At 64.1% G+C, this 26,620-nt stretch carries 26 protein-coding genes, 1 tRNA gene and 1 pseudogene; 8 read left to right on the top strand and 20 right to left on the bottom strand.

Annotated features, from left to right (window positions below; all coding sequences use genetic code 11):
* Positions 1-71: 71 nt before the first annotated feature.
* Both AC0L3P_RS02100 and AC0L3P_RS02095 read right to left on the bottom strand, forming a co-directional pair.
* A complete protein-coding gene (locus AC0L3P_RS02100) occupies positions 72-944 on the bottom strand; it encodes a DMT family transporter (protein WP_275168052.1) in 873 nt (290 codons plus the stop codon).
* A 101-nt stretch (positions 945-1,045) separates the two neighbouring features.
* Complete coding sequence (locus tag AC0L3P_RS02095) at positions 1,046-1,492, bottom strand: hypothetical protein (RefSeq protein WP_275168053.1); 447 nt, start codon at positions 1,490-1,492, stop codon at positions 1,046-1,048.
* A gap of 289 nt (positions 1,493-1,781) precedes the next feature.
* Here AC0L3P_RS02095 and AC0L3P_RS02090 point away from each other — a divergent pair, with 289 nt between their 5' ends.
* Positions 1,782-2,045 (top strand): hypothetical protein, encoded by a 264-nt coding sequence (locus AC0L3P_RS02090; RefSeq protein WP_275168054.1) that lies wholly within the window; start codon positions 1,782-1,784, stop codon positions 2,043-2,045.
* Positions 2,046-2,074: 29 nt separating this feature from the next.
* Here the strand turns inward: AC0L3P_RS02090 and AC0L3P_RS02085 are convergent, their stop codons facing one another.
* Positions 2,075-2,536 (bottom strand): host attachment protein, encoded by a 462-nt coding sequence (locus AC0L3P_RS02085; RefSeq protein WP_275168055.1) that lies wholly within the window; start codon positions 2,534-2,536, stop codon positions 2,075-2,077.
* 314 nt (positions 2,537-2,850) lie between these two features.
* Between AC0L3P_RS02085 and AC0L3P_RS02080 the strand changes: the two genes are divergently transcribed.
* Positions 2,851-3,120: a hypothetical protein gene (locus AC0L3P_RS02080; RefSeq protein ID WP_275168056.1), complete on the top strand. Its 270-nt coding sequence runs from the start codon at positions 2,851-2,853 to the stop codon at positions 3,118-3,120.
* Between the two features lie 439 nt (positions 3,121-3,559).
* A complete protein-coding gene (locus tag AC0L3P_RS02075; RefSeq protein ID WP_275168057.1) occupies positions 3,560-4,525 on the top strand; it encodes an AraC family transcriptional regulator in 966 nt (321 codons plus the stop codon).
* A gap of 69 nt (positions 4,526-4,594) precedes the next feature.
* Here AC0L3P_RS02075 and AC0L3P_RS02070 read toward each other — a convergent pair.
* From AC0L3P_RS02070 to AC0L3P_RS02060, 3 genes are all read right to left on the bottom strand, one after another.
* Positions 4,595-4,671 (bottom strand) — tRNA-Arg (locus AC0L3P_RS02070).
* 151 nt (positions 4,672-4,822) lie between these two features.
* Positions 4,823-5,362: a hypothetical protein gene (locus AC0L3P_RS02065; RefSeq protein WP_275168058.1), complete on the bottom strand. Its 540-nt coding sequence runs from the start codon at positions 5,360-5,362 to the stop codon at positions 4,823-4,825.
* Positions 5,363-5,522: 160 nt separating this feature from the next.
* The gene (locus tag AC0L3P_RS02060) at positions 5,523-6,092 is read right to left on the bottom strand and encodes a hypothetical protein (protein ID WP_473300871.1); all 570 of its coding nucleotides are present in this window, start codon (positions 6,090-6,092) and stop codon (positions 5,523-5,525) included.
* A gap of 178 nt (positions 6,093-6,270) precedes the next feature.
* Here AC0L3P_RS02060 and AC0L3P_RS02055 point away from each other — a divergent pair, with 178 nt between their 5' ends.
* Positions 6,271-6,654 carry a VOC family protein gene (locus AC0L3P_RS02055; protein ID WP_275168059.1) on the top strand — a complete coding sequence of 128 codons (384 nt, stop codon included), beginning with the start codon at positions 6,271-6,273 and terminating at the stop codon, positions 6,652-6,654.
* Between the two features lie 49 nt (positions 6,655-6,703).
* On the opposite strand, the pseudogene AC0L3P_RS02050 reads toward AC0L3P_RS02055, so the two are convergent.
* A pseudogene (locus AC0L3P_RS02050) lies at positions 6,704-7,200 on the bottom strand (hypothetical protein).
* Between the two features lie 257 nt (positions 7,201-7,457).
* Between AC0L3P_RS02050 and AC0L3P_RS02045 the strand changes: the two are divergent.
* Positions 7,458-7,808, top strand: coding sequence for a GrlR family regulatory protein (locus tag AC0L3P_RS02045; RefSeq protein ID WP_007603093.1), 351 nt, complete (start codon positions 7,458-7,460; stop codon positions 7,806-7,808).
* Between the two features lie 102 nt (positions 7,809-7,910).
* On the opposite strand, the gene AC0L3P_RS02040 is transcribed toward AC0L3P_RS02045, so the two are convergent.
* The 9 genes from AC0L3P_RS02040 to AC0L3P_RS02000 all read right to left on the bottom strand — a co-directional run bounded on the left by AC0L3P_RS02040 (position 7,911) and on the right by AC0L3P_RS02000 (position 21,115).
* A complete protein-coding gene (locus AC0L3P_RS02040) occupies positions 7,911-10,598 on the bottom strand; it encodes a PAS domain S-box protein (RefSeq protein WP_275168063.1) in 2,688 nt (895 codons plus the stop codon).
* Between the two features lie 125 nt (positions 10,599-10,723).
* Positions 10,724-11,638, bottom strand: coding sequence for a DMT family transporter (locus AC0L3P_RS02035; protein ID WP_275168064.1), 915 nt, complete (start codon positions 11,636-11,638; stop codon positions 10,724-10,726).
* 80 nt (positions 11,639-11,718) lie between these two features.
* On the bottom strand, positions 11,719-12,519 hold the full coding sequence (locus tag AC0L3P_RS02030; protein WP_473300870.1) for an NUDIX hydrolase: 801 nt from the start codon (positions 12,517-12,519) through the stop codon (positions 11,719-11,721).
* A gap of 4 nt (positions 12,520-12,523) precedes the next feature.
* A complete protein-coding gene (locus AC0L3P_RS02025; protein ID WP_275168067.1) occupies positions 12,524-13,477 on the bottom strand; it encodes a dihydrodipicolinate synthase family protein in 954 nt (317 codons plus the stop codon).
* 107 nt (positions 13,478-13,584) lie between these two features.
* Positions 13,585-14,463 carry an SDR family oxidoreductase gene (locus tag AC0L3P_RS02020; protein ID WP_275168068.1) on the bottom strand — a complete coding sequence of 293 codons (879 nt, stop codon included), beginning with the start codon at positions 14,461-14,463 and terminating at the stop codon, positions 13,585-13,587.
* Between the two features lie 149 nt (positions 14,464-14,612).
* Positions 14,613-15,473, bottom strand: coding sequence for a MaoC family dehydratase (locus AC0L3P_RS02015; protein WP_007603085.1), 861 nt, complete (start codon positions 15,471-15,473; stop codon positions 14,613-14,615).
* A 213-nt stretch (positions 15,474-15,686) separates the two neighbouring features.
* A complete protein-coding gene (locus AC0L3P_RS02010; RefSeq protein ID WP_275168069.1) occupies positions 15,687-16,076 on the bottom strand; it encodes a Zn-ribbon domain-containing OB-fold protein in 390 nt (129 codons plus the stop codon).
* A complete protein-coding gene (locus AC0L3P_RS02005; RefSeq protein ID WP_085360843.1) occupies positions 16,076-17,233 on the bottom strand; it encodes a thiolase domain-containing protein in 1,158 nt (385 codons plus the stop codon). Before AC0L3P_RS02005 ends, AC0L3P_RS02010 begins: the two co-directional genes overlap by 1 nt.
* Positions 17,234-17,623: 390 nt before the next feature.
* Positions 17,624-21,115 carry an indolepyruvate ferredoxin oxidoreductase family protein gene (locus AC0L3P_RS02000; RefSeq protein WP_275168070.1) on the bottom strand — a complete coding sequence of 1,164 codons (3,492 nt, stop codon included), beginning with the start codon at positions 21,113-21,115 and terminating at the stop codon, positions 17,624-17,626.
* Positions 21,116-21,395: 280 nt separating this feature from the next.
* Here AC0L3P_RS02000 and AC0L3P_RS01995 point away from each other — a divergent pair, with 280 nt between their 5' ends.
* Positions 21,396-22,622, top strand: a complete 1,227-nt coding sequence (locus AC0L3P_RS01995; RefSeq protein ID WP_275168071.1) for a cytochrome c — start codon at positions 21,396-21,398, stop codon at positions 22,620-22,622.
* A 181-nt stretch (positions 22,623-22,803) separates the two neighbouring features.
* On the opposite strand, the gene AC0L3P_RS01990 is transcribed toward AC0L3P_RS01995, so the two are convergent.
* Complete coding sequence (locus tag AC0L3P_RS01990) at positions 22,804-23,448, bottom strand: trimeric intracellular cation channel family protein (protein ID WP_473300869.1); 645 nt, start codon at positions 23,446-23,448, stop codon at positions 22,804-22,806.
* Positions 23,449-23,612: 164 nt separating this feature from the next.
* On the opposite strand from AC0L3P_RS01990, the gene AC0L3P_RS01985 reads away from it, so the two are divergent.
* Entirely contained in the window at positions 23,613-24,005 is a 393-nt protein-coding gene (locus AC0L3P_RS01985; RefSeq protein ID WP_275168073.1) for a hypothetical protein, read from the top strand.
* 58 nt (positions 24,006-24,063) lie between these two features.
* Here the strand turns inward: AC0L3P_RS01985 and AC0L3P_RS01980 are convergent, their stop codons facing one another.
* The 3 genes from AC0L3P_RS01980 to AC0L3P_RS01970 are packed head-to-tail and all read right to left on the bottom strand — an operon-like array spanning position 24,064 to position 25,609.
* A complete protein-coding gene (locus AC0L3P_RS01980; protein WP_473300868.1) occupies positions 24,064-24,873 on the bottom strand; it encodes an isocitrate lyase/PEP mutase family protein in 810 nt (269 codons plus the stop codon).
* Between the two features lie 51 nt (positions 24,874-24,924).
* Positions 24,925-25,275, bottom strand: coding sequence for an antibiotic biosynthesis monooxygenase family protein (locus AC0L3P_RS01975; protein ID WP_007603077.1), 351 nt, complete (start codon positions 25,273-25,275; stop codon positions 24,925-24,927).
* A gap of 25 nt (positions 25,276-25,300) precedes the next feature.
* Positions 25,301-25,609: an NIPSNAP family protein gene (locus AC0L3P_RS01970; RefSeq protein ID WP_275168075.1), complete on the bottom strand. Its 309-nt coding sequence runs from the start codon at positions 25,607-25,609 to the stop codon at positions 25,301-25,303.
* Between the two features lie 193 nt (positions 25,610-25,802).
* On the opposite strand from AC0L3P_RS01970, the gene AC0L3P_RS01965 reads away from it, so the two are divergent.
* Positions 25,803-26,501, top strand: a complete 699-nt coding sequence (locus AC0L3P_RS01965) for an ArsR family transcriptional regulator (protein WP_354058737.1) — start codon at positions 25,803-25,805, stop codon at positions 26,499-26,501.
* Positions 26,502-26,620: the final 119 nt, after the last annotated feature.

Raw genomic sequence — 26,620 nt, 5'->3', positions numbered from 1 at the left:
GAAATGCCCCAAACCTAACACGAACGCACCCGCACGTCAGGGATGTATTCCGGGGATCCGGCCCGCCGGTCCTAGAAGCGTCGGTTGACCACGAACACCGCGGCCGCGCACATCACCATGCCCGCGATCGCCAGCGCATCGAGCTTCTCTCCGAACAGCAGATAAGCCATCAGCGCCGTCACGGCGGGCACCAGATAGAACAGGCTGGCGACAGATGTGGCGGCGGCATGGCGGATCAGCCAGTACAGCAGCCCGATCGAACCGATCGAAAGCGCCACGGCGAGCCAGGCCAGCGCAAGCATGAACTCGCGCGTCCAGTGCACCACGCGGTCCTCGAACAGGAAGGCGCCGATCGCGAAGAAGATCGTGACGGATACGTACTGCACGAGATTGCCGGCGCGCCAGTCGATCTGGTTGCAGTAGCGGCGCTGATAGAGCGTGCCGAGCGTGATGCTGATCAGCGAGACCACGGAGGCGAGCCAGCCGAGCCCGGCTTCGCCAGTCATGGGACGGCCGTGCAGGATCAGCACCACGCCGCCGAGGCCAAGCACGAGCCCCGCCCATTGCACTGGCGTCACCTTCTCCCCGAGCCAGCGGTTGGCGATGGTCGAGGTCAGAATCGGCTGAAGGCCCGGAATGAGCGCGGAGAGCCCGGCCGGAACCGAGTGCGCGATCGCGATTGCGGTGCCGCCGAGATAGAAGCCATGGACGAGGATGCCGGCGACCGCGCTGTGCGCGATGCCGATACGGTCCGGCCATTTCGGTCGCGCAATCGCCACGATGATTGCCATCAGACCGACCACGAACGCCATGCGGATGGCGAGGTAGGTCAAGGGGTCGGCATTGTTGACGACGTATTTCGTGCCGATGAAGCCGGTGCTCCAGAGCAGGACGAACAGGATCGGCGCGGCGCGGGCGGCCAGGGCTTCTTGATTTTGGTTCATTGCCGCCCTCATTGCCCCACCGGGGGCCAATGCGGCAATGCGAATTTGGACCAATTTTGTCCGAGCGATGCTGCCCTGCGACGGAGCGACGGCTCAGCCGCTCACCATTCGTCCGGACAGGGATCGATGATCTTCCAGAGCTCGACGCCGTTCTTGATCTTTTTCATGTCGGTGGTGAGCCCGCCATTGCGGCGGATCCAGTCCTTCACCTTGTCGGGGTAATAGGCCATAAGGTCGGACGTCCCCTCCGCGCTGGTGACCTTGATGCCGAAGGTGAAGGCCTTGTCGTAGTAGGCTTGGTGGAAGCCGAGGCTGGCACGCGGCGTCACGCAGATCTTGTTCATCGGCACGATGCCGAGCACCAGGGTGCAGGCCGAGTTGCAGATGCCGTCGATGATGACGCGCTCGCCCTTCTCGCGGACGCGCTTGTACTTGGCCTTGTACTCCTCGACATAGCCGCCGTGGTCGCGGGTGATGTGCAGCTCCGCCCGCGCCGGCGAGGCGGCGACGACTGAGAGCAACAGCAGACTCAGAAGCGTGATGCGCATGGTGAGGTGACGGCGAAAGCCTTCAGGAATGGACCGGCCTATGGACCCCAAAAAGCCGGCAACAGGAGTCTTATGCTAATTCTCTTTGGTCACACTTGTGTGGGGAATTCGTTAAGCATCTCGAAAAGGCCAAAAATGGGCAAGTCTGGACCACAGAACCGGCAATTCTGTCACACCCACTTGGGAATCTGCGGGATTGGCCCCGATTTCCGGGCTTCGGACGGGTGTTCCGGCCCCCCGAAGTGGCTATAAACGGGTGTCCTATTCGTGCGGGTTCCGGAGATTCGAGATGAGCAAGTTGAAGCTTGTAGCCGCGATTGCTGCCCTGTCGGCCGCAATCCTTGTCCCTGGCCTCGCAGAGGCGCGTGGACATCACCGGTACCACCGCCACTACACGAACCCGCTGCCCTACCCGATCAGCTATCTGCACAATTACGGGCCCGGCATGACTCCCGGGACGTTCGCCTTTTACGACGGCCCGTCGACCAACCATTGCTACCAGAGCGCAGCCGCCTATGTCGGCCAGGACCGCCGCCGGCACCCCTGCTACTGAGGGGCGCAGGCGTATTCTCTGCGGGGGCCCTATTTGACGGCGCCCGACAGCAGCAATTGCTTCTCGATCTCGTAGACCGGCTGTTTGACGAGGTCCTTGCCGACCTCGCCCTGGAGTGCCTTGCGCACTACGTCCGAATAGTCGGCGCGGATCATCCCAAGCGCGCGCGGCGAGGCCACCATGGTCAAGGCCGAGGTCTCGCCTGAGCTGACGGCGGCATCGAGCCGTCCGGCGAGGCCGCGCAGGAAGGCGCGCTCGGCCTCGTCATGCCAATCAGTCTGCTCCACCGAGCTGCGCGTGCTGCCGGCCGCGCCATGGAGCCTGCCGGGAGCGTCGGTCCCTTGCGCACCGGTCGAGGGATTAGGCTGCTCGTGCACCTCCCTGGTATGGAGGTTCGGAAACATCTCGTCGCCGAGGTTTTCCAAAATGAGCGCCTTGCGCCCGTCGCACACGACCAGCCAGTCACCCTTGTCGATTCTCATTTTGTCCATTTGCACAGCTCCAAAGCGACCTCGCGAGCCTGCTCTTCGAATTGCTCGAAAGGCTGGCACGACGCCAAGCTTAGGGACGAAGCCGCACCGCTGAATTGCGCGGGATCAAGGATGGCGGCAATGTCCTGCGGGGACGCAAACGCAAGCGCAGCATTGGTCAAGAGCTCGAACCTGGGATAGTTTCCCGGAGCCAAAGGTCAGGCCCGCGGCGGGCTGGCTGAAGACCTGTTCATCAGCATTACATTTCGGTCTCGCCACAATTTGATCAGAACAAACTTCGATATCCCTGTATTGCGTAAGCGGAGAAAGACATCATGAAGCTTAGAATTGGCCTCGTCGCCGCGTCCCTGTTGGGTGCGTTGGTCGCATCGGCGGCGTCCGCCATGCCCATCGCGCCTGCTCCTGCGACGCCGCAGGTCTCGGACGTCGAGCAGGTCCGCATGGTCTGTGACGCCTGGGGACGCTGTTTCTGGCGCCCGAACTACTATGGATACTACGGGCCGCGGCCCTACTATGGTCCCCGATATGCACCGCGCTTTTATGGTGGTCCTCGCTATTACGGACCACGCTACCGCCGCTGGTGATTTTAAGGGGGCCCTCCGGGGCCCCCTTCGCTTTTGCGAGATCAAGGATGTTGATCTGGAGGCATTCCAAAACTGATCTAGATCAAAGACGAAATCCGCCACGCCGTCATTCTCCGACGATGGTCGATTTGATCGTTTTTCGATGTCCCCAGACGGGCATGAATGTGCAGACACATCTCGAGAAGCAACAGAGACAGGAGGCGCAGAGCTTTGCCTCCTTCGCCTGTCCTGCCTGTACGCGGCTGCATTTCATCGACCTCGCCTCCGGCCAGCCGATGACGCGAGACCGTTGACGACGACATCGATCCGCCGGGCTTTATGCGATGATGTCCGCAATACTACGGCCCGGAATCCGGTTTACTGAAGCGCGATGTTTCGCCATTGATGGCGATGTACTGACGTTCATTTGATTGTCACATTGCGGCAGCCGGCCACACCCATGTTGTTCGACGCCCTCGCCCCATCCTCGGCGCTTCAATTGATCGGCTTTGCCGACGTCGATGCGTTTCGGCCGATCGAGTCGATGGAGGATGCGAGAAGCATTCCGCTCGATGTCCAGAATTTCGCGGCGGCTCGCGCTGTCGTCTCCCTGCCCGGCTGCCGCATCGTCATGATGCGCTCGTTCGCGCGCATCCTCGACGCCGCCTATCGGATGCCCGGCGGGATGGTGATCCTGCCCATGACGGACGACCTTCAGGTCAATTCCAAGGGCATGGAGCTGGACGCGCGCTTCTTCATCGCGCTCCGCGGCAGCGATGAATGCCATTTCGTCGAGCGCCGGACCAATCATCATGCGATGATCATCTTCTCGCCTGGCCTGAGTGACCGGGGCTGGTTCGATCAGGTGGACGATTTGCGGGCCTTTGGCGCGAACCGCCCCGCTTTGCTCCACATACGCCAGCTCCTGCTCGACATTCTGCGAACCGCGTCGGTGCAGCCGGCCCTGTTCGAAACGACCGAGGTCGCCGCCCATCTCCAGGAAGGTCTGCTGCTCGCGCTCGACGATCTGTTTTGCATCGATCCGCTCTCAGACCGGAGTGCCTCCGTCCAGGGCGAGCGGTCGATCAAACTCGTGCAGCGGATCGACGATTACGTCGCGACACATCCGACTGCTCCGATCTATACAGCCGATCTCGCCGGCGAGTTCGGCGTCTCGATCCGGACGCTCGGCGGCGCCGTCAGCAAGGTGCGCGGCATGAGCTTGCACCAGTACATTCGCCTGAAAAAATTGTGGGCCACCCGGTCTCGCCTTCTCAAAGGCGGCGGCGCCACCGTCACCACATGCGCGCGCGCCCAAGGCTTTCACCATTTGGGGGAGTTTGCCGCAGCTTACCGCGCGACCTTCCACGAAGCGCCGTCCGACACGCTGGCGCGGGGCCGGCAAGCCGGTCCGACGGCAGGCTGACCAGGCAGGCCGCTGCGGCGGTGGTTGTTGTTGTTGTTGTCAGCGCCCTCTTCCGAACATATCCGGAATTGGCGCGCTCGGAGAGATTCGAACTCCCGACCCTCGGAATCGAAATCCGATGCTCTATCCAGCTGAGCTACGAGCGCCCTGGGCCCGACATTGGGCCGCAGCCGAGACGCCCCAGTTCGCTGCTGGCGGGCAGCAGGCCGGATGACGTTCGGATGGGTTCGAATTAGCAGAGAGGCCCGCCAATAAAAAGCCCTTCCCGCCCCGATTCGAGACGGGGCAGACCCGCTCTTACCAGGTGCTATCGAAGAAGCCGAAATGCGGCTGCTGCGCCATCACCATCATCGGCCGCCCTTGCTGCGGCACCGGATGCGCTCTGGCGACCTTGCGCTTGGGCTGCTGCGCTGGGGTCTGAAGTGGCTGGGCCTGAGGAGTCTGGGCCTGGGCCTGCGCCTGAACTTGCGTCTTGGCTTCGGCCTTCTTGACCGCAGCGGCATCAGCCTTCGCGGCCGGCGTGAATTGAGCGAAAGTCTCGCGGACCCGCGCCTTGGCTGTAATCTCGGCCAAGGCCGGCGACATACCCTCCACGGGCGGCTGGGGAGCCGCGGCGGCGGCGATCTTCACCGCAGGGGCGGCAAGCGGCGGCTGAGTGGTGTCGAGCACGACGCGCTCCGGCAGGTGGCGATCGGACCGGATCCGGATCAACGGCTGTTCGTTGCTTGCGGTTGCAACCGCCTGCGTCACAGGCGAAGTCGGCAGAACGTGGTTCGCCGCGAGCAGCAGTGCGAGCAAGGCTCCACCGACAAAAATGAAATACCGAAGGATAGGCATTGGCCGCGCTCCGCCCGCCGCATCCCCGCGTGGGCTCTCCGCCTCAACAGGCGATCATTTAATTGGTTCCTGCCCCAGCCATTCGGTTCAAATGGCGACGGCAAGTTTTTTGGCCAAGGCCCCAGGACAGTAACTTTTCCGCTACCGAAAAATGCCGGCCTTAGGTCCGACGTGCTGCCACAAGCGAACACTTCGCCTGATCGGCATTCACATTGACGAAGCCGACAGGAATGCGCGCAAAAGTCTTGCGGCTCTTCATGTTAACCGTATCCGCCAGAACGCGGCTGCGGTCAGTGAGATGACTGCCATCGCGCCGCGCAAAAGCACAGGCGATCTCGACATCCTTTACGGCATAGTCGTTGTCGTTGCGCAGCGTGAACGTCACCAGCGCCTTCGAGCCATGGCCGCCGCGGCGCCAGGTCTGCGATGAAATCCTGATCCGACCGAGTTCAGCCATTGTCGGAATCTGAGCTTCGGATGGCGACGACACGACGGCCTCGTCGCCCGAAGGCGCCGTCTCGACCGCTGCCACGTCAGACCTCACCGGTTCGGCACTGTTGCCTCTGGAGAGAGGGAGCAGCATCCAGACGCCGCAACCGACGATGATGGCCGCCAACAGCCACAGCAGGCCTCGCCCAAATGAAACGCTCGCGATCGTCACCGCCCGCGCCAGTCGTTCGCCGGTCCCGGCGAAACGCCCTAACCCGATGCGGTCAAACCGAGCGTTCATGGTTGCCTCACCGATCGCGGCGGAAGCACGTTCGACAACGAATTCGGCCACTGCTTACCTTAATCGGGAAGACGAACTAAGGTTCCCGCGCAGCTTTCGAGTGGCAAGAGCGGTGGCGGTCACCGGCCGAGGCCGCTAACATGCGCTGCAACATCAAGACCCGTCGGGAGAACATGAAATGCCAGTCGTCACTTGGGATCACGTCCATCTGCGCAGCCCTGATCCAGAGGCCACGGCGGCCTGGTTGCGGGACATCCTCGGTGGCGAGATCGTGCAAGCGCCCGGACGGATCGACGTGAATCTTGGAGGCGCAAGGATCTTCATTGCGCCACTCGAAGGCGACAACGCGGTCAACCCGCCGCCGTCGCACCCGCATCAGGGCCTCGACCATTTCGGTCTCACGGTGAAGGACATCGACGCCGTCGCCGCCGAGATCAAGGCCAAGGGCGTCACCTTCACGCGCGAACCGACCACGATCCGCCCCGGCGTGCGCATCTGCTTCATCCGCGGCCCCGAAGGCATCTCCATCGAGCTGCTCGAGCGCGACAAGAAATATACCTGACACGGCGCGCGCCGCATCGGCTCACCGGTCGTCGTGCCGCCCGGAGCGCCTAAGTCATGCTGCCGGGCATGAAGCAGCGGATGGCGACGCCCATGTAGCCGTAGATCGGCCAGACCATGGTGCGTCCCACCCGGTTGGCTCCGAGATCACGGCCTCCTCGGGCACCTCGACCCAGACGAGCTCCTGCGGTCGGCCGTCGATCACGTAGCCATAGCGTGGAACACGGACCCGATAGTGCCCGTCCTTGCTGTCCCAGTCGGTGTCCGAGAGCGCCGAGCCGTCTGCATCGGAGCAGCAAGGCCCCTTGCCGCTTCGCAGGCCGTCGAACCAGGCCTTCAATTCGGCATTGGTGTTGACGAACTGGCCGCGGTCGCGCGCGTGCCCGAAGGGGGCTGCGAGTGCGATCAGGGTCAGGGCGCAAGCGAGGCTCGCCACGCTTCGCCAGCGTGCCGCGCCGCCAATCCGCCGTTGTCGTGTTTCGCAAATCGTGGGACGCACACTGTACAGACGCGGCTTCTCGCCGCCGGAATCGATCCAGTTGCTCACGTTTGTCTTGCTCCAGCACCCCGCGGCCAGTGCAACAATGGTTATGCATTTCGCGGGCCAACTTGATTCGCAACGACTGGCCTCGCTTCATGATCAGACCGTCATGGCGGCGTCATAGACAAGCCGGGACAACTACGGCTCACGGGCAGGCGCGCAAGCCCGGCGGCCAAACTCCCGCGTTGCGTGGGCGCATGCGCTTTGGCATAAATGCCCTACCGGTTACGCCATTGGGCGATGGCGGCCGGCCTCGGGACGTTATGAAGAACGGCCTCTATTCGATTCACGTGAACCTGCTCGATGGTCGGGTCGGCAAGGGCAGCGGCGTGATTCTTTTTCGCGACGGCAAGATTCTTGGCGGCGATGCCTACCTCTATTACACCGGCAGCTACACGGTGAAGGACAATACCTTCAAGGGCGAGGTGCTGGTCCAGCGTCACACCTCGCCGCGGGGTGACGACAATCCGCTGTTCGGCGGCCCTGCCGCGGTCGGCATCGGCGTCAGCGGCACCTTCACGGAGACGCGCGGGGACATGACGGGGACCGCGCTGGTCGGCAAGGCTAGCCAGATTTTCGGCGCAACGCTGCACAAGCTTGCAGAGGCCGACTAGAGCTTCGGTTCTGATTGAATCAGAATCTCAGCTCTCAATTGTTGTTATTTCGACGTTTTCTTCGCGCGAACCGGGCATCTACTTCGCTCGAAAACGCTCGGGCTATTCCGCGGCCTGCTCGAGTGGCGCGACTCGCGGCAGGATGATCTGGATACGTGTGCCGCCGCCCGGTTCGGAATCCAGATCGAGCCGTCCGCCAAGCCTGTTCGTGACGATGCTGTAGACGATGTGCAGCCCGAGGCCGGTGCCGCCCTGGTCGCGGCGCGTCGTGAAGAACGGATCGAAGGCACGGCGGCGGACGTCGAGCGACATGCCGCAGCCATTGTCGGAGAAGATGATCTCGACATTGTCCTTGCCGGACTCGCGCACCTGGATGTCGATGGTCCCCGGCCGGCCGTCCGGGAAGGCGTGCGCCACCGCGTTGAGAAACAGATTGGTCAGGACCTGGCCGTACGGTCCGGGATAGCTGTTCATGGTCAGATCGGGCTGGCACTCGACATTGAGCGTCAGATTGTGCTTTCGCAGGCCGGGCCGCAGACTCATCACCACCTGCTCGGTGAGGTCACCGAGATCGAAGCTGCGCTGGTCCGAATAGTTGCGGTCGGCGGCGACTTGCTTGAACGATTGGATCAGCTCGGCGGCGCGATTGAGATTGGAGACGAGCTGCGAGGACGCGTCGCGGCTGGTATGGAGAAAGTCGTTGAGCGTGGAGCGGCGCAACTCGCCCCGCTCGACCTCGGCGGTGAACATCGCGGTCTTGCGCTCCAGCGCGGAGGCGACCGTGAGGCTGATGCCGACGGGATTGTTGACCTCGTGTGCGACGCCGGCGACGAGGCGCCCGAGCGCCGCCAGCTTCTCCGCCTCGATCAACGAGGCCTGGGTCTCGCGCAGATTGCGCAGCGCGGTCTCGGCGGATTCCTTGGCTTTCCGCATCTCCTGCTCGCCGCGCTTGCGCTCGCCGATATCGAGCGCCACGGTGACGATCCGCTCGATCTCGCCTTCTGCATCGAGCAGCGGCAGCTTGTTGACGAGCCATTGCCGCATGTGGCCGGAAGAATCAATGTACTCCTCTTCGTAGAAGCCGAGACCTTTTCGCAGCGTCAGCACGCGCTTGTCGCTCTCGTCGGACTTGGCCGCGCCGTAGCGCGACATCAGGTCGGCCGTGGTGCGACCCAGTGCATCGCCGGGCTCGATTCCGAAGATGCCGGCCATGTAACGGTTCATCAGCACGTAGCGCAGATCGCGATCCTTGACGTTGATGACCGCGGGCACGGTGTCGATGACCTGCTGGAGCAGGCGCCGCCCTTCGGCGATGGCGTCTTCGGCGCGCTTCTGGTCGGTGATGTCGCGCAGCGTGCCCTCGTAGCGGACGATGTTGCCCGCCTCGTCGCGGACGCCGGTGGCACTGTCGGACAGCCACAAGATGTCGCCGCCGCGCTGGCGCACCTGGTATTCGAACTCGCGCACCATGCCGTCGCGTGCCATCAGCCGCTGATATTCGACGCGTGCCTCGGGATTGACGTAGATGGTGTGGGCGATGTCGTTGATGCTGTCGATCAGCTGCTGCGGGCCATCGTAACCCATCATCCGCGCCAGCGCCGGATTGGCGTTGAGGAGGTCGCCGGCCGGCGTCGTGACATAGATGCCATCGACCGAGCCCTCGAACAGCTTCCGGTAGCTCTCTTCGGCAAGGCGCTGCTCGGTCAGTGCGCGCACCGCCGCCTCGCGCGCCGTGTCGGCCTCTTCCAGCGCGCGGCGGAACACTTCGGCCGCCCGCGCAATGTCGCCGATCTCATTATCGAGGTCGGCGGACGGGATCGAGGTGTTCTTCTCGCCGGCTGCGAGCGCGCGGATCGACCGCGCGATCTGGGCAAGAGGACGGACTGTCCGCCGCACCACGAAGCCGGCCGCGAGAATGCCGATCAGCACGCCGATGGTACCGAGCACGATGCTCTGCCAGCGCGCCTCCGTCAGCGTGCGGGCAAAGTCGCGCGACAGCACGTGGCCGCGCCGGGCGCTGACCTCGCGCAGCAATTCGGTGACGCGGCCGATCAGCCGGCCCTCGGTTCCCAGTACTTCGCGGTCGATGTCGGCGATCTGCCGTTCCCGGACAGCGACCGCGATGATAGCCTCGGCGTAATCGTTGACGGCCGATCTGAGCTTCGGATCAGCGATCCCCATCGCCCACATGCTCTGCGCCGCCTGCTCGGCCGCGGACGGGTTGCGCGCAAGCAAACCGAGCGCGATCCGGCTCTGCGCTTCCGACAGGCGGGATGCCAGTTCTCGGTCCCCGGTGCCGGAGACAGCCGCATCGAACTGGTCGCGGAGCGGCGGCAGGCCGGCAAGTAGCTGGGCGCGGCGGTCGATCAAGGTCGAGATCCGCTCCAGCCCGCTGCGATAGGTCGCAAGCCGCTCGCTGACCCCGTCGATCATATCCTGCTGCTCGGGCACGAGCTCGATGCGGGTCTTCTTCAGGATGTCACTGAGCGTCGAGGCCGCCTCGCCCACCTGCTTGAACTGGATTCCGGCGCCGGGATCGGTGACGAAGTCGCGCGCGGCGAGCCGCAGCTCGTTCATGCGGCGGTCGATGTCCTCGGCGAGATCGCCGACGCTCTGCAGCCGCTGCAGCTCGGCAAAGGTCCTGTCGATGTGCCGGATCGCGATCACGCTCGCGGTCGAGGTGACGATGATCACCGCCAGCACCAGAAGGAAGCTGCCGAACGTGAGCTGGCCGATGGAGAGCGAGAATGTTCGCTTTTTCTCAGGGGTCGGCGTCAATTCGGCGGACATTGGTGATGTGAGGACCGGGCTATTGGAGCTCCCAATATACGACGTATTGCGGTCCCGGGGGAACATGCGTCTGGCCGCCGAATATCCTTAATATTAAAGCCCTGCCGCCCTCCCTGGCGCCGGTTTTACGACGTTTTGACGTCGGCCGGCCGCCGGGCCGGGATGGTCATGGCGGCGACGCCGAGGACGACGCAGGCAAGGCCGATCCAGGCGGTCCGGCTCAGGCCCTCGCCGAGGAAGGCGACGCTGATGGCAACCCCGATCGGCACGCGGAGATAGGCCTGCGCGGTGGTGCCGACCGAGCCCAGGGTCTGGATCAGGCGGAAATAGATCACGAAGGCCGCGGCGGTCGAGAAGGTCGCCAGCGCGAGCAGCGCCAGCACGGAACTCAGCGAGGGCGACAGCGTCCAGGGCTGCTCGACGATGAGCAAGGCCGGGATCAGCGCCGCCGCCCCCGCCAGCAGCGAGCCGGCCGCAGGCGCCATGGGATCGAGGCCCTTGAAGCTGCGACCGAAGATCGCGGCGCAGGCGTAGCAGATGGTGGCGGCAACGATGGCGGCCTCCGCGACGAGGCCGTTTCCGACATCATGGAAGGCATCGACGCCGACGATCAGCAGGATGCCGGCCATGCCGGCGACCACGCCGACCAGCTTTCGCGGTGTCGTCGCCTCGTGACGCGTCACAACGGCCGTGAGCAGGAAGGTGAAGATCGGGCCGGCCGAGTTGAGGATGGTCGCGAGCGCGGCGTCGACATGGCGCTCGCCCCAGGCGATCAACGTCCAGGGGATCACGCTGTTGAGCACGGCCTGGAAGGCGAAGCGTTGCCAGGTCGCGGCATCCGTCGGCATCCTGATGCCCCGCGCCCACATAATCGCGAGCAGCAGCAGGCCGGCAATCGTGGTGCGCGCTGCGATCAGCGTGATCGGCGGAATGGTGGCGACGCCGAGCTTGATGAAGGTGTAGGAGCCGCCCCAGAGCGTTGCGAGCGCGAGCAGCAGCGCCAGCTCGACGGCAATGTTGTTGTCCTGCCGGTTGTCCATGTCGCGCGCTCCGTCCCGTTGTCCGGGACGGAACCTAGCGCGTCTGCCCTCGCGGATACTTCGTTGTGTGTCGAACTGTCCTAGCCGACCGCCCCAACCTCGAACACTTCGCCGTCATAGCCGGCCTCGCGGGGGATGCGGAGCTGGCGGCCGGTGTCGGTCTTGGTCATGACAGGCATCACCGTCACGACAGACATGCCGCGGGCGTGCTCCAGCGCGGCGCTCACGCTCGACTGCTTGGCGAGCCGAATCAAATTGCGCGTGGTCGGGAACGGCAGCTTGAAGCGGCCGCTCTCGCCGCCCTCCACGGCCTCGCGCGGCGAGACCCAGATCGAATCGGTCGACTCCCGGCCGTCATGCGCGCCGAGCTGGTCGGGCGGTGCTGCCGCAAGGAAGAACCAGGTGTCGAAACGTTTTGGCATCCCCTCGGGCGTGATCCAGTGCGCGTAAGGCACCAGCGTATCGAGCGCGAGCTGGAGGCCGTTATCGGCCAGAATGCTCAGGAAGCTAACCTTGTGCTCGTTGAGCGCGACGCGATGCGCATCGGCGATCTCGCCGGCGCGCCTGGCGTCAACAGGCGTGCCCGAATCCTTCGACCGCGCCAGCAGGATGCCGCTTTCCTCAAAGGTCTCACGGATCGCAGCGATCCGAAACCCGCGGTCCGCTTCACTCAGGCCCTCGCCGCCCGAATACAGGTCGGAGCGCTTGACGATCTCCTGATCGCCGGCATCGACGCTGCCGCCGGGAAACACCAGCGCGCCCGAACTGAACTCGATCTGATGATGGCGGACCATCATGAAGACTTCAATTTCCTTCGCTGCTGCGCCGTCGCGCAGCAGGAGGATCGTCGACGCAGGGCGTGATGCTGTCGTCTCGGCCATTCGACTAACCTGCCGCGCTGGATTGCGGGCCGAGATTGGCGCGCTTGTCGACGCGGGCGACGCGCGACAGCAGGTACTCGACCTCTGCCTTCGCCGCCGGCGTGATGGTGGCGCCTGGCTTGCGCTGGACGCTGGAGGCGATGATGCCGCGCTTCTGCAGCACGTATTTGCGCACGGCAAGGCCCGCGCCAGGCTGCTGCTCGTAGCGGATCAGCGGCAGATGTGCGTCGAACAGATCATGGGCGGCGTCGCGCTTGCCTTCCTTCGAAAGTCGCACGACGTCGATCAGAAGCTCGGGGAAGGCATAGCCGGTCATGGCGCCGTCGGCGCCGCGCTCCATCTCAAAGTCCAGAAAGAGCCCGCCGTTGCCGCAGAGGATCGAGAGCGGCCGCAGCGAGCCGTCCTTCTGGAAATTGCGCAGCGTCGAGATCTTTTCCAGCCCCGGCCAGTCCTCGTGCTTGAGCATCACGCAGTTCGGATTGTCCATGACGATCTTGCGGATCACGGCGGGGGTGAACACCACCGACAAGGTCAGCGGATAGTCCTGGAGCACCCAGGGCACGTCGGGGCCGATGGCTTCGGCCGCCTGCTTGTAATAGCCGATGATCTGGTCGTCGGTCCGCAACGACGGCGGCGGCGCGATCATCACACCGGCCGCACCGGCCTCCATCGATGCCTTTGCCAGCGAGCGCATGGTGGCGAAACCCGGCGCGGAGACGCCGACGATCACCTGCATTTTCTTGGCGCGCTTGACGAAGCGTACCGCCACCTGTTCGGCCTCGGCGGCATCGAGCTTCGGCGCCTCGCCAAGAATGCCCAGCACCGTGACGCCGTCGCAGCCGACCTCCTCGTAGAAATCGGTCAGGCGGTCGATCGAGCGCTCGTCGATCCGGCCGTCATCGTGGAACGGCGTCGGCGCGATTGCGAAGGTGCCCTTGGCGTCGGGGGTGAGTTTCATCTAGTCCTCTATCCTCTTGTTCATCATTTCGGGACGATGCGTTAGCATCGAACCCGGAATCTCGAGGTCCCGGGTTCGCGCGCTGCGCGCCCCGGGACGACCATGGCCTAAAACCGCCGCGCCCCCATCTTGATCTGCTCTTCGGAGAAGAAGATCTCCTTGGCATGATCGGCGATGTCCTGGGCCTTCCAGCCCGTGTGCGGCGGCTTCCAGCCGTCCATTTCCATCATCCGCATTTCGCGCACGCCGCGGGGCCCGGACACGCCCAGCACCTTGCCGGTCTGGTCGCCCGACAAGTCGCTGACCATGTATAGCACGGCCGGCGCGATGCCGTCCGGCCCCAGCGCCGCACCGGGGTTCTCCTTATAGCGGGGCAGGTCTGCGGTCATGCGGGTCAACGCGCCCGGCGCAAGCGTCCAGATCCGGATGTTGTATTTGCGGCCCTCGATCGCCAGCACGTTGGACAGGCCCCAGATCCCGCCCTTGGCCGCGCCGTAATTGCTCTGGCCGAAATTGCCGATCAAGCCCGAGGTCGAGGAGGTGTTGACGATGACCCCGCCGCCGTTTTCCCGCATCCAGCGAAACACCGGCATGGTGCAACAAAAGGTGCCCTTCAGATGCACCTTGATGACCTTGTCCCAGTCAGACTCAGAGGCCTTGGCGAAGGTCTGGTCACGCAGAATGCCGGCATTGTTGACGAGGATGTCGGCGCGGCCGAAATGCTTGATGGCGTCGTCGAACACCGACTGGCCGCCTTCCATAGTGGAGATGTCGGCGCCGTTGGCGACCGCTTTGCCGCCTTCGGACTTGATCGCATCCACCACGAGCTGCGCCATCGATGTGTCGGCGCCGGAGCCGTCACGGGGACCGCCGAGGTCGTTGACGACGACGGAAGCCCCTTCCCGCGCGAACAGCTTTGCGTAGGCCTCACCGAGCCCCCCACCCGCGCCGGTGATCAGCGCAACCTTGCCGTCGAGTAGTCCCATGGTGGCGTCTCCCTTTGTTTTTTTGCTCCGTCATGGCCGGGCTTGTCCCGGCCATCCACGAACTTGGTCGCCAACCGCGCGGAAGAACGTGGATGCCCGGGACAAGCCCGGGCATGACGAGATAACTCAGAGCGCGTCGAGCGGCATCATCAACCCAGCACCGTCTTGCCGTTCTTGATCACGGTGACGCCGCGCGACTTCACCTTGGCTTCGAACGAGATCACGCTGCCGTCCTTCCAGAGGTCCATGGTCACGGTCTCGCCGGGATAGACTGGCGAGGAGAACCGCGCGACGTGCTGGCGGAAGGCGGAGGCGTCGTAGTCGGCATAGGTCTGGAGTACGCCGCGGCAAGTGATGCCGTAGGTGCACATGCCGTGCAGGATCGGGCGCGGGAAGCCGGCCTTCTTCGCGAATTCGGGATCGGAGTGCAGCGGGTTACGGTCGCCGCAGAGACGATAGACCAGCGCCTGGTCCGGGCGCGTCACGATGTCGATGGTCGTGTCGGGTGCGCGCGACGGGATCTTGTGCGGATCCGGCTGGGTCAGGTTCGGCCCGCCAAAGCCGCCGTCGCCGCGGGCGAAGCGCGAGGCGACCAAAGTTGCCAGCTTCTCGCCCTTCTCGTTCTTGAGCACGGTCTGGTGGCTGATGACGACGCCCTTGTCCTTGCCCTTGTCGTAGACTTCGACCACGGAGGAATCGGCGGTGATGTGTGCCGCCACCGGCAGCGGCTGGTGGAAGGTGATGTCGCGCTCGCCGTCGACCACCATCACACGGTTGAGGTTCATCTCGCCGGGACCCGCGCCCCACGCCGCGACGGATGCAAAAGTCGGCACCACCTTGAGCGGCCGCGGCGTCAGCGTGCCCTCGTTGACGAAAGCGAGCTCGTTCTCGTCCATCGGATCGGCGCCGAGCCCGATGCCGTAGGCGTAGAGCATCACTTCGCGATCGGTGTAGGCATATTTCTGGCCGAGGTTCTTGAGGCCTTTGAGTTCGTCGTATCTGGCGGACATTTTTGTTGTTTCCTCCCGGCAGCTTCAGCTGAGCGGCGCCCATTGTTGCGCCCTCTCCCCTTGTGGGAGAGGGCTACAAGGTGCCCGCAACAAACTCGTTTGGGTGAGGGGTTCGCTCCTCATCGAACAATCTCTCTGTGGAGAGATACCCCTCATCCGGCGCTTCGCGCCACCTTCCCCCACAAGGGGGAAGGGAAGAACTCACCGCGCCTACTACGCCGGCGTAAAAAACGGCAGCGGCGCGCCATCGGTCGGCTTGAACACCACCTTCACCTTCTGGCCGATCTTCAACGTCGTCAAATCGCAATCGACGAAATTGGTCTGGAGCGACGGCCCCTCCTTCAGAGTGACGTAGCCGATCGCGTAGGGGCCGGTCGGCGACTTTCGCATCAGGCTGTAAGTGTAGATCGTGGCCTCGCCCGAAGACTCCTCCCACACCGTCTTGTCGGAGTAGCAGAACGGGCAGATCGCGCGCGGGAAGTAATGCGCTTCGCCGCAGGCGGTGCAGCGTTTGATCATGAACTTGCCCTGCTTGGCCGCGTCCCAGAACGCGGCGGTCTCGGGGTTCGTCACCGGGGCCGGATATTTCTTGGCTTCGCTCATCACACGCGCTCCAGAATGGCCGTCGAGGCGGCGTGGCGGACGCCGAGAAGCCCGCCGGTGCCGTGGGCGATGGCGAGATCGCAATTCTTGACCTGCACCTTCGGATGCGCCTCGCCGCGCAGTTGCCGCACGGCTTCGAGGATCTTGGTCATGCCGCCGCGGTTGACGGGATGGTTGCTGCAGAGACCACCGCCATCGGTGTTGAACGGCAGCTTGCCGACGCCCGAGATCAAATTGCCGTCGGCGACGAACTTGCCGCCCTCGCCCTTCTTGCAGAAGCCGAGGTCTTCGAGCTGCATCAGGACGGTGATGGTGAAGCTGTCGTAGATCGAGGCGTATTTGATGTCCTTCGGCGTGATGCCGGCCTCCTCGAACGCACGCGGGCCCGACCAGATGCCGGCGGAGTACGTGAGGTCGAGATCCTTGCCGCCGCGTGGCCCCTTCATCGCCTCGCCATGTCCGATCAGTTTGACCAGCGGCTTCTTCAGGCTTTTTGCGATCTCGGGCGTCGTCACGATCAGCGCGCCGCCGCCGTCGGAGACGACGCAGCAATCCATGCGATGCAAGGGATCGGAGATCATCGGGGAGTTCAGAACGTCCTCGACGGTGACGACGTCCTTGAGCATCGCGTGCGGATTGTATTGCGCGTGGTGCGAGGCCGCGACCTTGATCCAGGCGAGCTGCTCGCTGGTGGTGCCATAGTCGTGCATGTGGCGCATGGCACACATGCCGTAGGCATTGTGCGTAGTCGCGCCGTAAGCCGTCTCGAAATCGGCTTCCGCGCCGGCCGCGCGCGGCGGCATCGCGCCGGTGCGCGGCTTGCCGGCCAGCGTGATCAGCGCGATCGAGCACTTGCCCGCGGCGATGGCTTCAGCGGCGTGGCCGAGATGGATGATGTAAGAACAGCCACCGGTCTCGGTGGAATCGACATGACGGAGCTTTTTGGTGTTCAGCCCGAGATAATCGACCATCGGCCAGGCGCCGCCCGGGGCATCGCCCGCGCAGAAATAGCCGTCGACATCGTCCTTGCTGAGCCCGGCATCCTCGATCGCGCCCTTGGCGACTTCGGCATGGAGCTGCGCGGTGGATTTGTCCGGCGCATGCCGGGTCGGGTGTTCGTAGATCCCGGCAATGTAGGCCTTGCCCTTGATGGTCAAATAAGGTCTCCGCTGGCGTTTCTCACTTCCGGTTTTTTCTGAACCGCTGCTGCCCTGTTGGCAAGCGCGGAAATATTCCGCCGGGCGAGAGGGCAGCGCGTTGGCGCAAATCGCCGAGGTGCGGCGGGAGGGCCTCTGCTGCCGGATCGTCCTTGCGAGCGCAGCGAAGCAATCCAGGAATCTTTCCGCGGACGCTTTCTGGATTGCTTCGCTGCGCTCGCAATGACGGGAACGACGGGCAGAACCCTAAAGGTGTTTTGCCCGACGGCACAAGCGGTTTCGTTTTATCGAAAAACCCTTTTCCGCGAAAACAACCCCATGCACAGTAGAATGGTGGTTGATTTCATACAGGAATTTGTGGGGTGGATTAGCGAGCCCACCCCACAAATTCTACTCCGCTGCGATCTGCCTTGGTGCCGGCGGCGGGTTGGCCAAATCGGCGGCGAGCTGGGCGTAGCGGGCCTTGGCGTCTGCGACGGCCTTCTCCTTGACCGGGCCGTAGCCGCGAATGCGGTCGGGCAACGACAGCAGCTCCACCGCGGTGTCGATCGTGAGCGGCGACAGCAAGCCGAGCACGGTGGCGACGTCCTTCTCGTAGCCGGCGATGAGATCGCGTTCGAGCTTGCGGTCCGCACTGCGACCGAAGATGTCGAGCGGCGTGCCGCGCAGGAACTTGAATTTTGCCAGCATACGAAACACCGGAAGCATCCACGGGCCGAAGGCGCGCTTCTTCGGGCGGCCGAGCGCATCGACGCCCCTGCTGAGAATAGGCGGGGCCAGGTTGAAATTGAACTTGAAGTCGCCTTCGAACTGGTCTCCGAGCTGCTTTTCGAACGCGCCGTCGGTGTAGAGGCGCGCAACCTCGTATTCGTCCTTGTAGGCCAGCAGTTTTGCGTAATTGACCGCAACGGCGCGCGTCAGCGCCTCGTCATAGCCGCCCTGTCTGGCGGCGTCGCTGACCTGGTCCACCAGCTTGCGGTAGCGCTTGGCCAAGCGGCCGTTCTGATAGGCGGTGAGGTGTTTTGCGCGGTGCTCGACGAGTTCGTCGAGCGTCATGGCGTCCAGCGTCTTCGGTGCGACGACTTCGTCAGTCCCCTTCAGCATGCCGGCGAGGCGCTGGGGATCGGCGACCGCGAGGCGGCCGAGGCGGAAGGCTTCCTTGTTCATCTTGATCGAGACACCGTTGACCTCGATCGCCTGCTCGATCGACTCCGCCGACAACGGCAGCAAGCCCTTCTGATAGGCGTAGCCCATCATCATCATGTTGGTGGCGATGCTGTCGCCGAGCAGCTGCTCGGCCGGCTTGGTGAAGTCGAAAAACACCGAGTCCTCATGTAGCGCGGTTTCCAGCAACCCGTTCAGCTTGCGGGTCTGGAAGTTGAAGTCGCGGTTGAGAACGAAGTCGGCGGTGGGAATGACGTGGCTGTTGATGATGCCACGGGTGCGGCTGCTATCGCAGAGCGAGATGGTGTCCTTGGCAACCGCGACCACCTCATCGGCTGCGAGCACGACATCGGCCGTGCCGGTGACGATGCGCGAGCAGGTCACCTCGGCCGGATGGTCGGACAGCCGGACGTGGCTGAGCACCGCCCCACCCTTTTGCGCCAGGCCCGACATGTCGAGGATCATCGAGGCCTTGCCCTCGATATGGGCGGCCATGCCGAGCAGCGCGCCGATGGTCAGCACGCCGGTCCCGCCGACGCCGCCGACCGCGATGTTGTAGGGCTTGTCCAGGTTCGGGCGCGATGCCGGCTCGGGCAGATCGCCGATATCGCCGACGCCCGCCGGCGCGCGCTTGCGCATCTTGCCGCCATCGACGGTGACGAAGGACGGGCAAAAGCCTTTGACGCAGGAATAATCCTTGTTGCAGGTCGACTGATTGATGGCGCGCTTGCGGCCGAACTCGGTCTCCAGCGGCTCGACCGAAATGCAGTTCGATTGCACCGAGCAATCGCCGCAGCCTTCACACACCGCCGGATTGATCAGCACACGGCGCGCCGGATCCTCCATCGTGCCGCGCTTGCGGCGACGGCGCTTCTCGGCGGCGCAAGTCTGCACGAAAACGATCGCGGACGCGCCCTTGACCTTGCGCAACGTTTTCTGGACCGCGTCGAGCTCGTCACGATGCGCGGTCTTGACGCCGGGCGCGATCTCGTTCGCCGGATAGGCGTCGGGATTTTCCGAGACGAGATAGATCTCGCGGATGCCTTCGCTGTGAAGCTGGAAGGTGATCTGCTGCGGCGACAATTCGCCGTCGACATGCTGGCCGCCGGTCATCGCGGTCGCGTCGTTATAGAGGATCTTGTAGGTGATGTTGGCGCCGGAGGCGATCGCCTGGCGGATCGCGAGGCTGCCGGAGTGGAAATACGTGCCGTCGCCGAGATTGGCGAACACGTGCTCTTCCTTGGTGAAGGGGGCAACGCCGACCCACGGCACACCCTCGCCGCCCATGTGTGTGAAGGTCTCGGTGGAGCGATCCATCCACAGCGCCATGAAGTGGCAACCGATGCCGGCAAAGGCGCGACTGCCTTCGGGCACCTTGGTCGATGTGTTGTGCGGGCAGCCGGAGCAGAAATACGGGGTGCGGGCGACAGGCGCGGTCGCCTGCATTTGCGACGCCTGGCGGCCGTTGAACCAATCGGCCTTGGCGCGCAGCATCGTTGCAATTTCGGGATTGAGATCAAGTCGAAGCAGCCGCTCGGTGAGCGAGCTGGCCAGCGAGGCGACGCTGAGTTCTTCGGCAAAGGGGAGGAAGCGCTTGTCGTGATCGTCCATCTTGCCGATGATCCGGGGACGGACATCGTCGCGCCAGTTGAACAGCTCCTGCTTCACTTGATTCTCGACGATCTCGCGGCGCTCTTCGATGATGAAGATTTCCTCGAGGCCTACAGCGAATTGCCTGACGCCTTCCGGCTCCAGAGGCCAGGGCATGCCGATCTTGTACAATCGAAGTCCGATCTTGGCGGCGACCTCGGGCGTGATACCGAGCTCGCGCAGCGCCTGACGGATATCCTCGTAGCTCTTGCCGGACGCCATGATGCCGTAGCGCGCGTTCGGCGAATCCATCGTGATGCGATTGACCTTGTTGGCGCGCGCAAAGGCGATCGCGGCAAAGCCCTTGTAGTCCTGCAGGCGGCGGTCCTGGGCGAAGCGGTCGTCGGGCCAGCGCAGATTGAGGCCACCCTCGGGCATCTCGAAATCGGTCGGGATCACGAACGGCGTCATCTCGTCGGTGAGGTCGATCTCGGCGGTGGTCTCCACCGTCTCCGTGATCACCTTCATGCCGACCCAGCAGCCCGAGTAGCGCGACATCGCGATACCGAGAAGACCCATCTCGATCATCTCGTGGACGCTCGACGGGTAGAGATAGGGCATCAGCGCCGACATGAAGGCGTGGTCGGATTGATGCGGGACGGTCGAGGATTTTGCACCGTGGTCGTCGCCGGCGAGACACAAGACGCCACCGTTCTTGGCGGAGCCCGCGGCATTGCCGTGGCGGAAGACGTCGCCGCAGCGATCGACGCCGGGGCCCTTGCCGTACCAGATGCCGACCACGCCATCATACTTGGCGCCGGGCGAGAGGTTGAGCTGCTGCGAGCCCCAGACCGCGGTCGCGGCCAGATCCTCGTTCACGCCGGGCTGAAACTTGATGTTGTATTGCTCGAGATGCTTGCGCGCCGCGAAGAGCTGCTGGTCATAGCCGCCGAGCGGCGAGCCGCGATAGCCGGAGATGAAGCCCGCGGTGTTCAGCCCCGCGGCACGGTCGCGCCGGATCTGGGCCATCGGCAGGCGGACCAGGGCTTGAATGCCGGTCGTGAAAATATGTCCGGTGTCCTGGGTGTATTTCTGATCGAGACTGATCGGACCCTGGTTGATGCCCATTATGTCCTCTTCCGCCCTTTTGAGCGCTTGGCTGCTTAAGCCGTTGCCTGCCCGTTGTTTTTAGCTAGGGCGCGCCGACCATTTCCGCCACTCTATGTCGGATATTTCACGCTCCGCATCACAATTCTGGACCAAAGGCAGCGTCGGGTAAAAATCGCAATTTCGTGGCTGCATTGGCATCCGCGATTTTCATTTTGTGTCACCATACCCCCGCCGTCGCGCAACGAATTGACGCCCGCTCGTCCGGGACGGCGTCGATGGGTCGCAGGAGAGGCTTTCGATGCGGACGATTCTGGCTGGCCTGGCTCTCGTGGGTCTGGCGTTGTGCAGTGCGGTTGCGAGCGCGGCCGTTGCTGCCGAGCCGTCACCCGAGCTGATCGCCTACGGCAAAGCGCTGGTGGAGGCCGGCGATTGCGCTGGCTGCCACACCGCCGATCCGGCCAAACCGCTCGCAGGCGGAAAGCGCATCGACACGCCCTTCGGCGCGATCTACGCGCCGAACCTGACGCCTGACCGCGACACCGGGATCGGCGCCTGGACCGACGCCGATTTCACTCGCGCCGTGCGCACCGGTGTCGCGCCCGACGGCTCCAACTATTACCCGGCGTTCCCCTACCCCTATTTCACGCGGATGACGAAGGATGACACGCTGGCGATCCGGGCCTATCTCGGAACGCTCGCGGCCATCAGCAGCCGCAACAAGCCGCCAGAACTGCGCTGGCCGTTTGGCTATCGCGGCCTGATGCGGATCTGGAACATGGTCTATTTCAAACCCGGCCTGTTCGAGCCGGACCAGAGCCAGAGCGCGGCGTGGAATCGGGGCGGCTATCTCGTCACCGGGCTCGGTCATTGCGGCGCCTGCCATACGCCGAAGAACTATTTTGGCGCGGACAGGCAGGCGCAGGCCCTCGCGGGCAACGAGGTCGGCGGCTGGTACGCGCCAAGGCTCGATGGTGCCGCCCGCACCGGGCTGAAATCGTGGAGCCTCGAGGACGTCACGGAATATCTTCAGAGCGGGCGCAACGCCAGGAGCCATGCCAGCGGGCTGATGGCGGAGGTGGTCGTCAACTCGACCTCGAAGATGAGCGACGCCGACGTGCGCGCGATCGCGGTTTACCTGAAGAACCTGCCGCCAGCACGGCGTGAGACGATGGTGACGCCGCCTGACGATGCCGAGATGAAGGCCGGCAAGGCCATCTACGCCAAGCTCTGCATCGCCTGCCATGAGGCCGACGGATCCGGCGCACCGCGGATCTATCCGCCGCTGCCTGCCAACGCGCTGCTGCAATCGGTCAATCCGTCCTCGACCTTGCGCATCATTCTCGACGGCGCCCACACTGTGACCACGCCACGCGCGCCCAATACGGGGGAGATGCCGGCCTATTCCAACCAGCTGTCCGACCAAGAGGTCGCGGCGGTGACGAACTACATCCGCAATTCCTGGGGCAACGCCGCGCCACTGGTGACGCCGGCGCAGGTGGCGAGGGCGCGGAAGCAGGAGCCGTAAAGAAAGAACCTCGCGCCGCAGCGACGGTACGCTCCCTCGCCCCGTCTTACGGGGAGAGGGTTGGGGTGAGGGGCTGCTTCAGCGAAGATAGTGACAGTTAGACTCGCGGAGAGCCCCCCTCACCCGCCACGCTTCGCGCGTCGACCTCTCCCCGCAAGCGGGGCGAGGTAAGAAAGAAGACCTACCGCTGCTCGTCTTCCGTGAACACGAATTTCGGCATCTCCCATTTGTAGCGCACTGCCAGCAGGCGGAAGCTGATGCCGAGGGCGAACGTCAAAATGGTCCAGAGCTCAGCGTTCAGCTTGAGACCGAACGCGGTCGCATAGAACAGTCCCGTCACCACCGAGACGCTGGCGTAGAGCTCGGAGCGAAACAGCAGCGGGACGTCGTTGCAGAGCACGTCCCGCAAGACGCCGCCGGCACAACCGGTCACCATGCCGGAGACGATGACGATCGGCAGCGTGGCATCCATCTGCCAGGCGATGTCGCAGCCGGTCATGGTGAAGACGACGAGGCCGATGGCATCGAGCACGATGAAGGCCAATTTCAGCCGGTGCACCAGCCGCGCCATCAGGATGGTGAGGAAGGCGGCGCCGCCGGCCAGCGCGAGGTAGATGGGATTCTGCACCCAGGCCAGCGGATAATGCCCTAGGAAGAGATCGCGCAAGGTGCCGCCGCCGAGCGCCGTGATGCAGCCGAGGAAGCAGACGCCGAGCCAGTCCATGCTGCGGCGGCCGGCTGCGAGCGCGGCGGTCATGCCTTGCGCTGCGACCGCGACCAGCGACAACAGATGCAGCACGCTATCGCTCGGCGGCAAGCTCCACATCGTTTTGTCCCCCTTCCGTCAGCGGAGCTTACGCTTCGGGTTCCCCGGCGAACAGGTTCCGATTCACGCCGCGGGCGCAACATGCGACGAAAGCATTAAGGAGGGCGGAACAGAATCTCGCATCCACGGGTTGTCCCGCCGCAATAATCGAGGAGAACCAATCGATGGCTGACGACCGTTTTACGAACGATCCGTACCGCCCGAATCTCGCCGATGATGAGTATCGCAATGCGGCGCGACGGGATGCCCAGCTTCAGGCCGACCCTGAGCTTGGCGAAGGCCCCGCCTCCAGCGGCAAGGTAGCCCTGTTCGCAGTGGCAATTGCCTTGGTGCTGGGTGCCGTGTTCTACGGCCTGAACAACACGAACACCGGCAACCAGGCGAGCACCACGCCGGCAACGCAGACCGCCCAGCAGGCGCCGGCTACCAATCCGGCCGCACCTCCAGGCATGCGTGATGTGACGCCGCGCACCAACACCGGCCCGGGCGTGACCACGGGCGCCGCGCCGAGCAAGCCGGCCCCGGATACGCCGGCGCCCACTGAGGGCGCGAAGTAACGATTTACAACAATATGCGACAGCGGCGGGATGCTCATCCCGCCGCTTTCGTTTGTCTCTAGCTGAACATCCTGTTGAGCTCGCCGCCGGGATAGCCGCCCGCGAGTTCCGCGAAGGTGCCCTTCTCCGCCATTTCTTTCGCGGCCCGCATGAAGCCGCCCCAGGCGGCGCGAGCGAGCGAACCGCCGACGCTGATCCGGCGCACGCCAAGATCGGCAGCTTCCTGCAATGACAGCCCGGAGCCGCCGATCAGCAGGTTGAATGGTTTGGGTGCGACAGCCTTCACCACCGCGGCGATGTCCTCGCGGCTCTTCAAGCCCGGCGCGTAAAGGCAATCGGCGCCGGCATCGGCGTAGGCGGCCAGCCGGTCGATGACGAGCTTGAGGTCGGTCACGCCCCACAGATAGGCCTCGCAGCGGCCGACCAAGAGAACGCCGCTGTCGCCGATCGCCGTGCGCGACGCCTTGATGCGCTCGACTGCGAGCGCGCGCTCGTAGATCGGCTTGTCCTTGTCGCCGGTGGAATCCTCGATCGACAGGCCGGCAACGCCGGTGCGCACGCAGCGCTCGACATTGTCCGCGACCTTGTCCGGCTCGACCGCAAAGCCGCCCTCGAAATCCGCGTTCACGGGGATGTCGACGGACGTGCTCAATGCCGCCAGATGCTGACAGACGTCCTCGACGGAGACATGGTTGTCGGCCTTGCCGATGGTCCAGGCAAAGCCCGCACTCGACGACGCGAGTGCCTTGAAACCGAGATGCTGCAACGCTTTCGCGCTGCCGACGTCGACCGGATTGGGCAGGATGAAGCAGCCGCTCTCGTGCAGCTTCCTGAAGGTCGCGCGCTTGTCAGCAGTTGTCACGTGCATCTTTCTCTCCCTTGTTGGCCGCGCAGACATGGGGACGTGCCGCCGCGAGCGCTAGTGCGCGTCGTGCACCGCGCGGCTGTCCTTCGGCGCCTGCTCGCGATCATTCATGCTGTAGTCACGGATGACGCTGGCGATACGCAAATGATAGTCGGCGAAGATCTTCGCGCGGCCCTTCGCCTGGGTGCGGCGGTGCTCCATCGTGTTGCGCCAGGCTTGCACGGCCGCCTCGTCCCGCCAGAACGACACCGACAAAATCTTGCCCTTGTCGGTCAGGCTCTCGAAACGCTCGACCGAGATGAAGCCGTCGATGGTTTGCAGGATCGGCTTGAGGTCGGCCGCGAGGTCGAAATAATCCTGGCGGTGTTCCGGCTTCGGCCAGACCTCGAAGATCACGGCGATCATGGGCGTCTCTCCTGTCGTTGATGGCCTACAATACCACCTTACGCAAAAACGTGCGCTCTTCCGCGAGGATGAATTTGTGCTCCTCGGCGAAGTGGAAGTTCGCCATGCCTTCCGTATCCTGACGCAACCGAGCGCGATAGGCCTCATAGGCAGCGAGACTCTCGAAGGTGATCAGCGCGAACGCGATGTTGTTGGTGCCCTCGTGCGGCATGAAATAGCCGATCAGATCGCCGCCGCATTTCGGGATGATGGTGAGCCAGCGCTTCGAATATTCCTCGAACTGCGCGCGCTTGAAGGGATCGAGCTGATAGCGGATGAAGACGGTGATGGACATGATGGCTCCTCTGGTTCCACACCGTCATTGCGAGCGCAGCGAAGCAATCCAGGAATCCCTCTGCGGAGGCAGCCTGGATTGCTTCGTCGCCAGTGCAAAATTGCTTCGCAATTTTGTCACGGGCTCCTCGCAATGACGAGCAACACCACGCTACGCGCTTGCCCCACCGCAATGCTTCGGCTACCATCGAAGCATGAAATCAGGTCCAGACATCGCCATGATCGCCTCGCTCGTCGGCGATCCCGCACGCGCCAACATGCTCACGGCGCTGATGAACGGCCGCGCGCTCACCGCGAGCGAGCTGGCGCAGGAGGCCGGCATCACGCCGCAGACCGCAAGCTCGCATCTTTCCAAGCTCGAGGCCGGTGGCCTGATCGAGCCGGAGAAGCAGGGCCGCCACCGCTACTACCGCCTCACCGACGATGACGTCGCCGGTGTGCTGGAGGGCCTTGCGGGCCTCGCCGCGCGGACCGGCCATATGCGCGTGCGTACCGGGCCGAAGGATCCGGCGCTGCGGCGTGCGCGGATCTGCTACGACCATCTCGCCGGCGATCTCGGCGTGCAGATGCTCGACACCCTGCGTGCGAAAAACCTGGTCAGGCAGAAGAAGCAGGAGATCGAGCTGACGGCCGAGGGCGAGCGCTTCCTGGCGAAGCATTTGCAGATCTCGCCCGACATGCTCGCTCATCCGCGCCGTCCGGTCTGCAAGGCCTGTCTCGACTGGAGCGAGCGGCGCCACCATCTCGCCGGCACGCTCGGCGCCGCGATGATGCAGCGTTTCGCCGAGCTGAAATGGGCCGCCCGCGACGCCACGCCCGGCAGCCGCGTGGTGAATTTCACCCGCACCGGCGAGAAGCAGTTTGCCGTGTTGTTCGGTGACGGGCGGGACTAAACACAACTCCGTGTGAACTGAGGATCTCGTCATGGCCGGGCTTGACCCGGCCATCCACGTCTTTACTGCGGCTGCCACGTGGATGCCCGGGACGTCTGCGCGAAGATGCGCTTCGCGCT

The sequence above is a fragment of the Bradyrhizobium sp. WSM4874 genome (genome assembly GCF_055811835.1).
The sequence above is the reverse complement of the archived record's forward strand: the minus strand, read 5'-3'. Positions and strand labels throughout refer to the sequence as shown.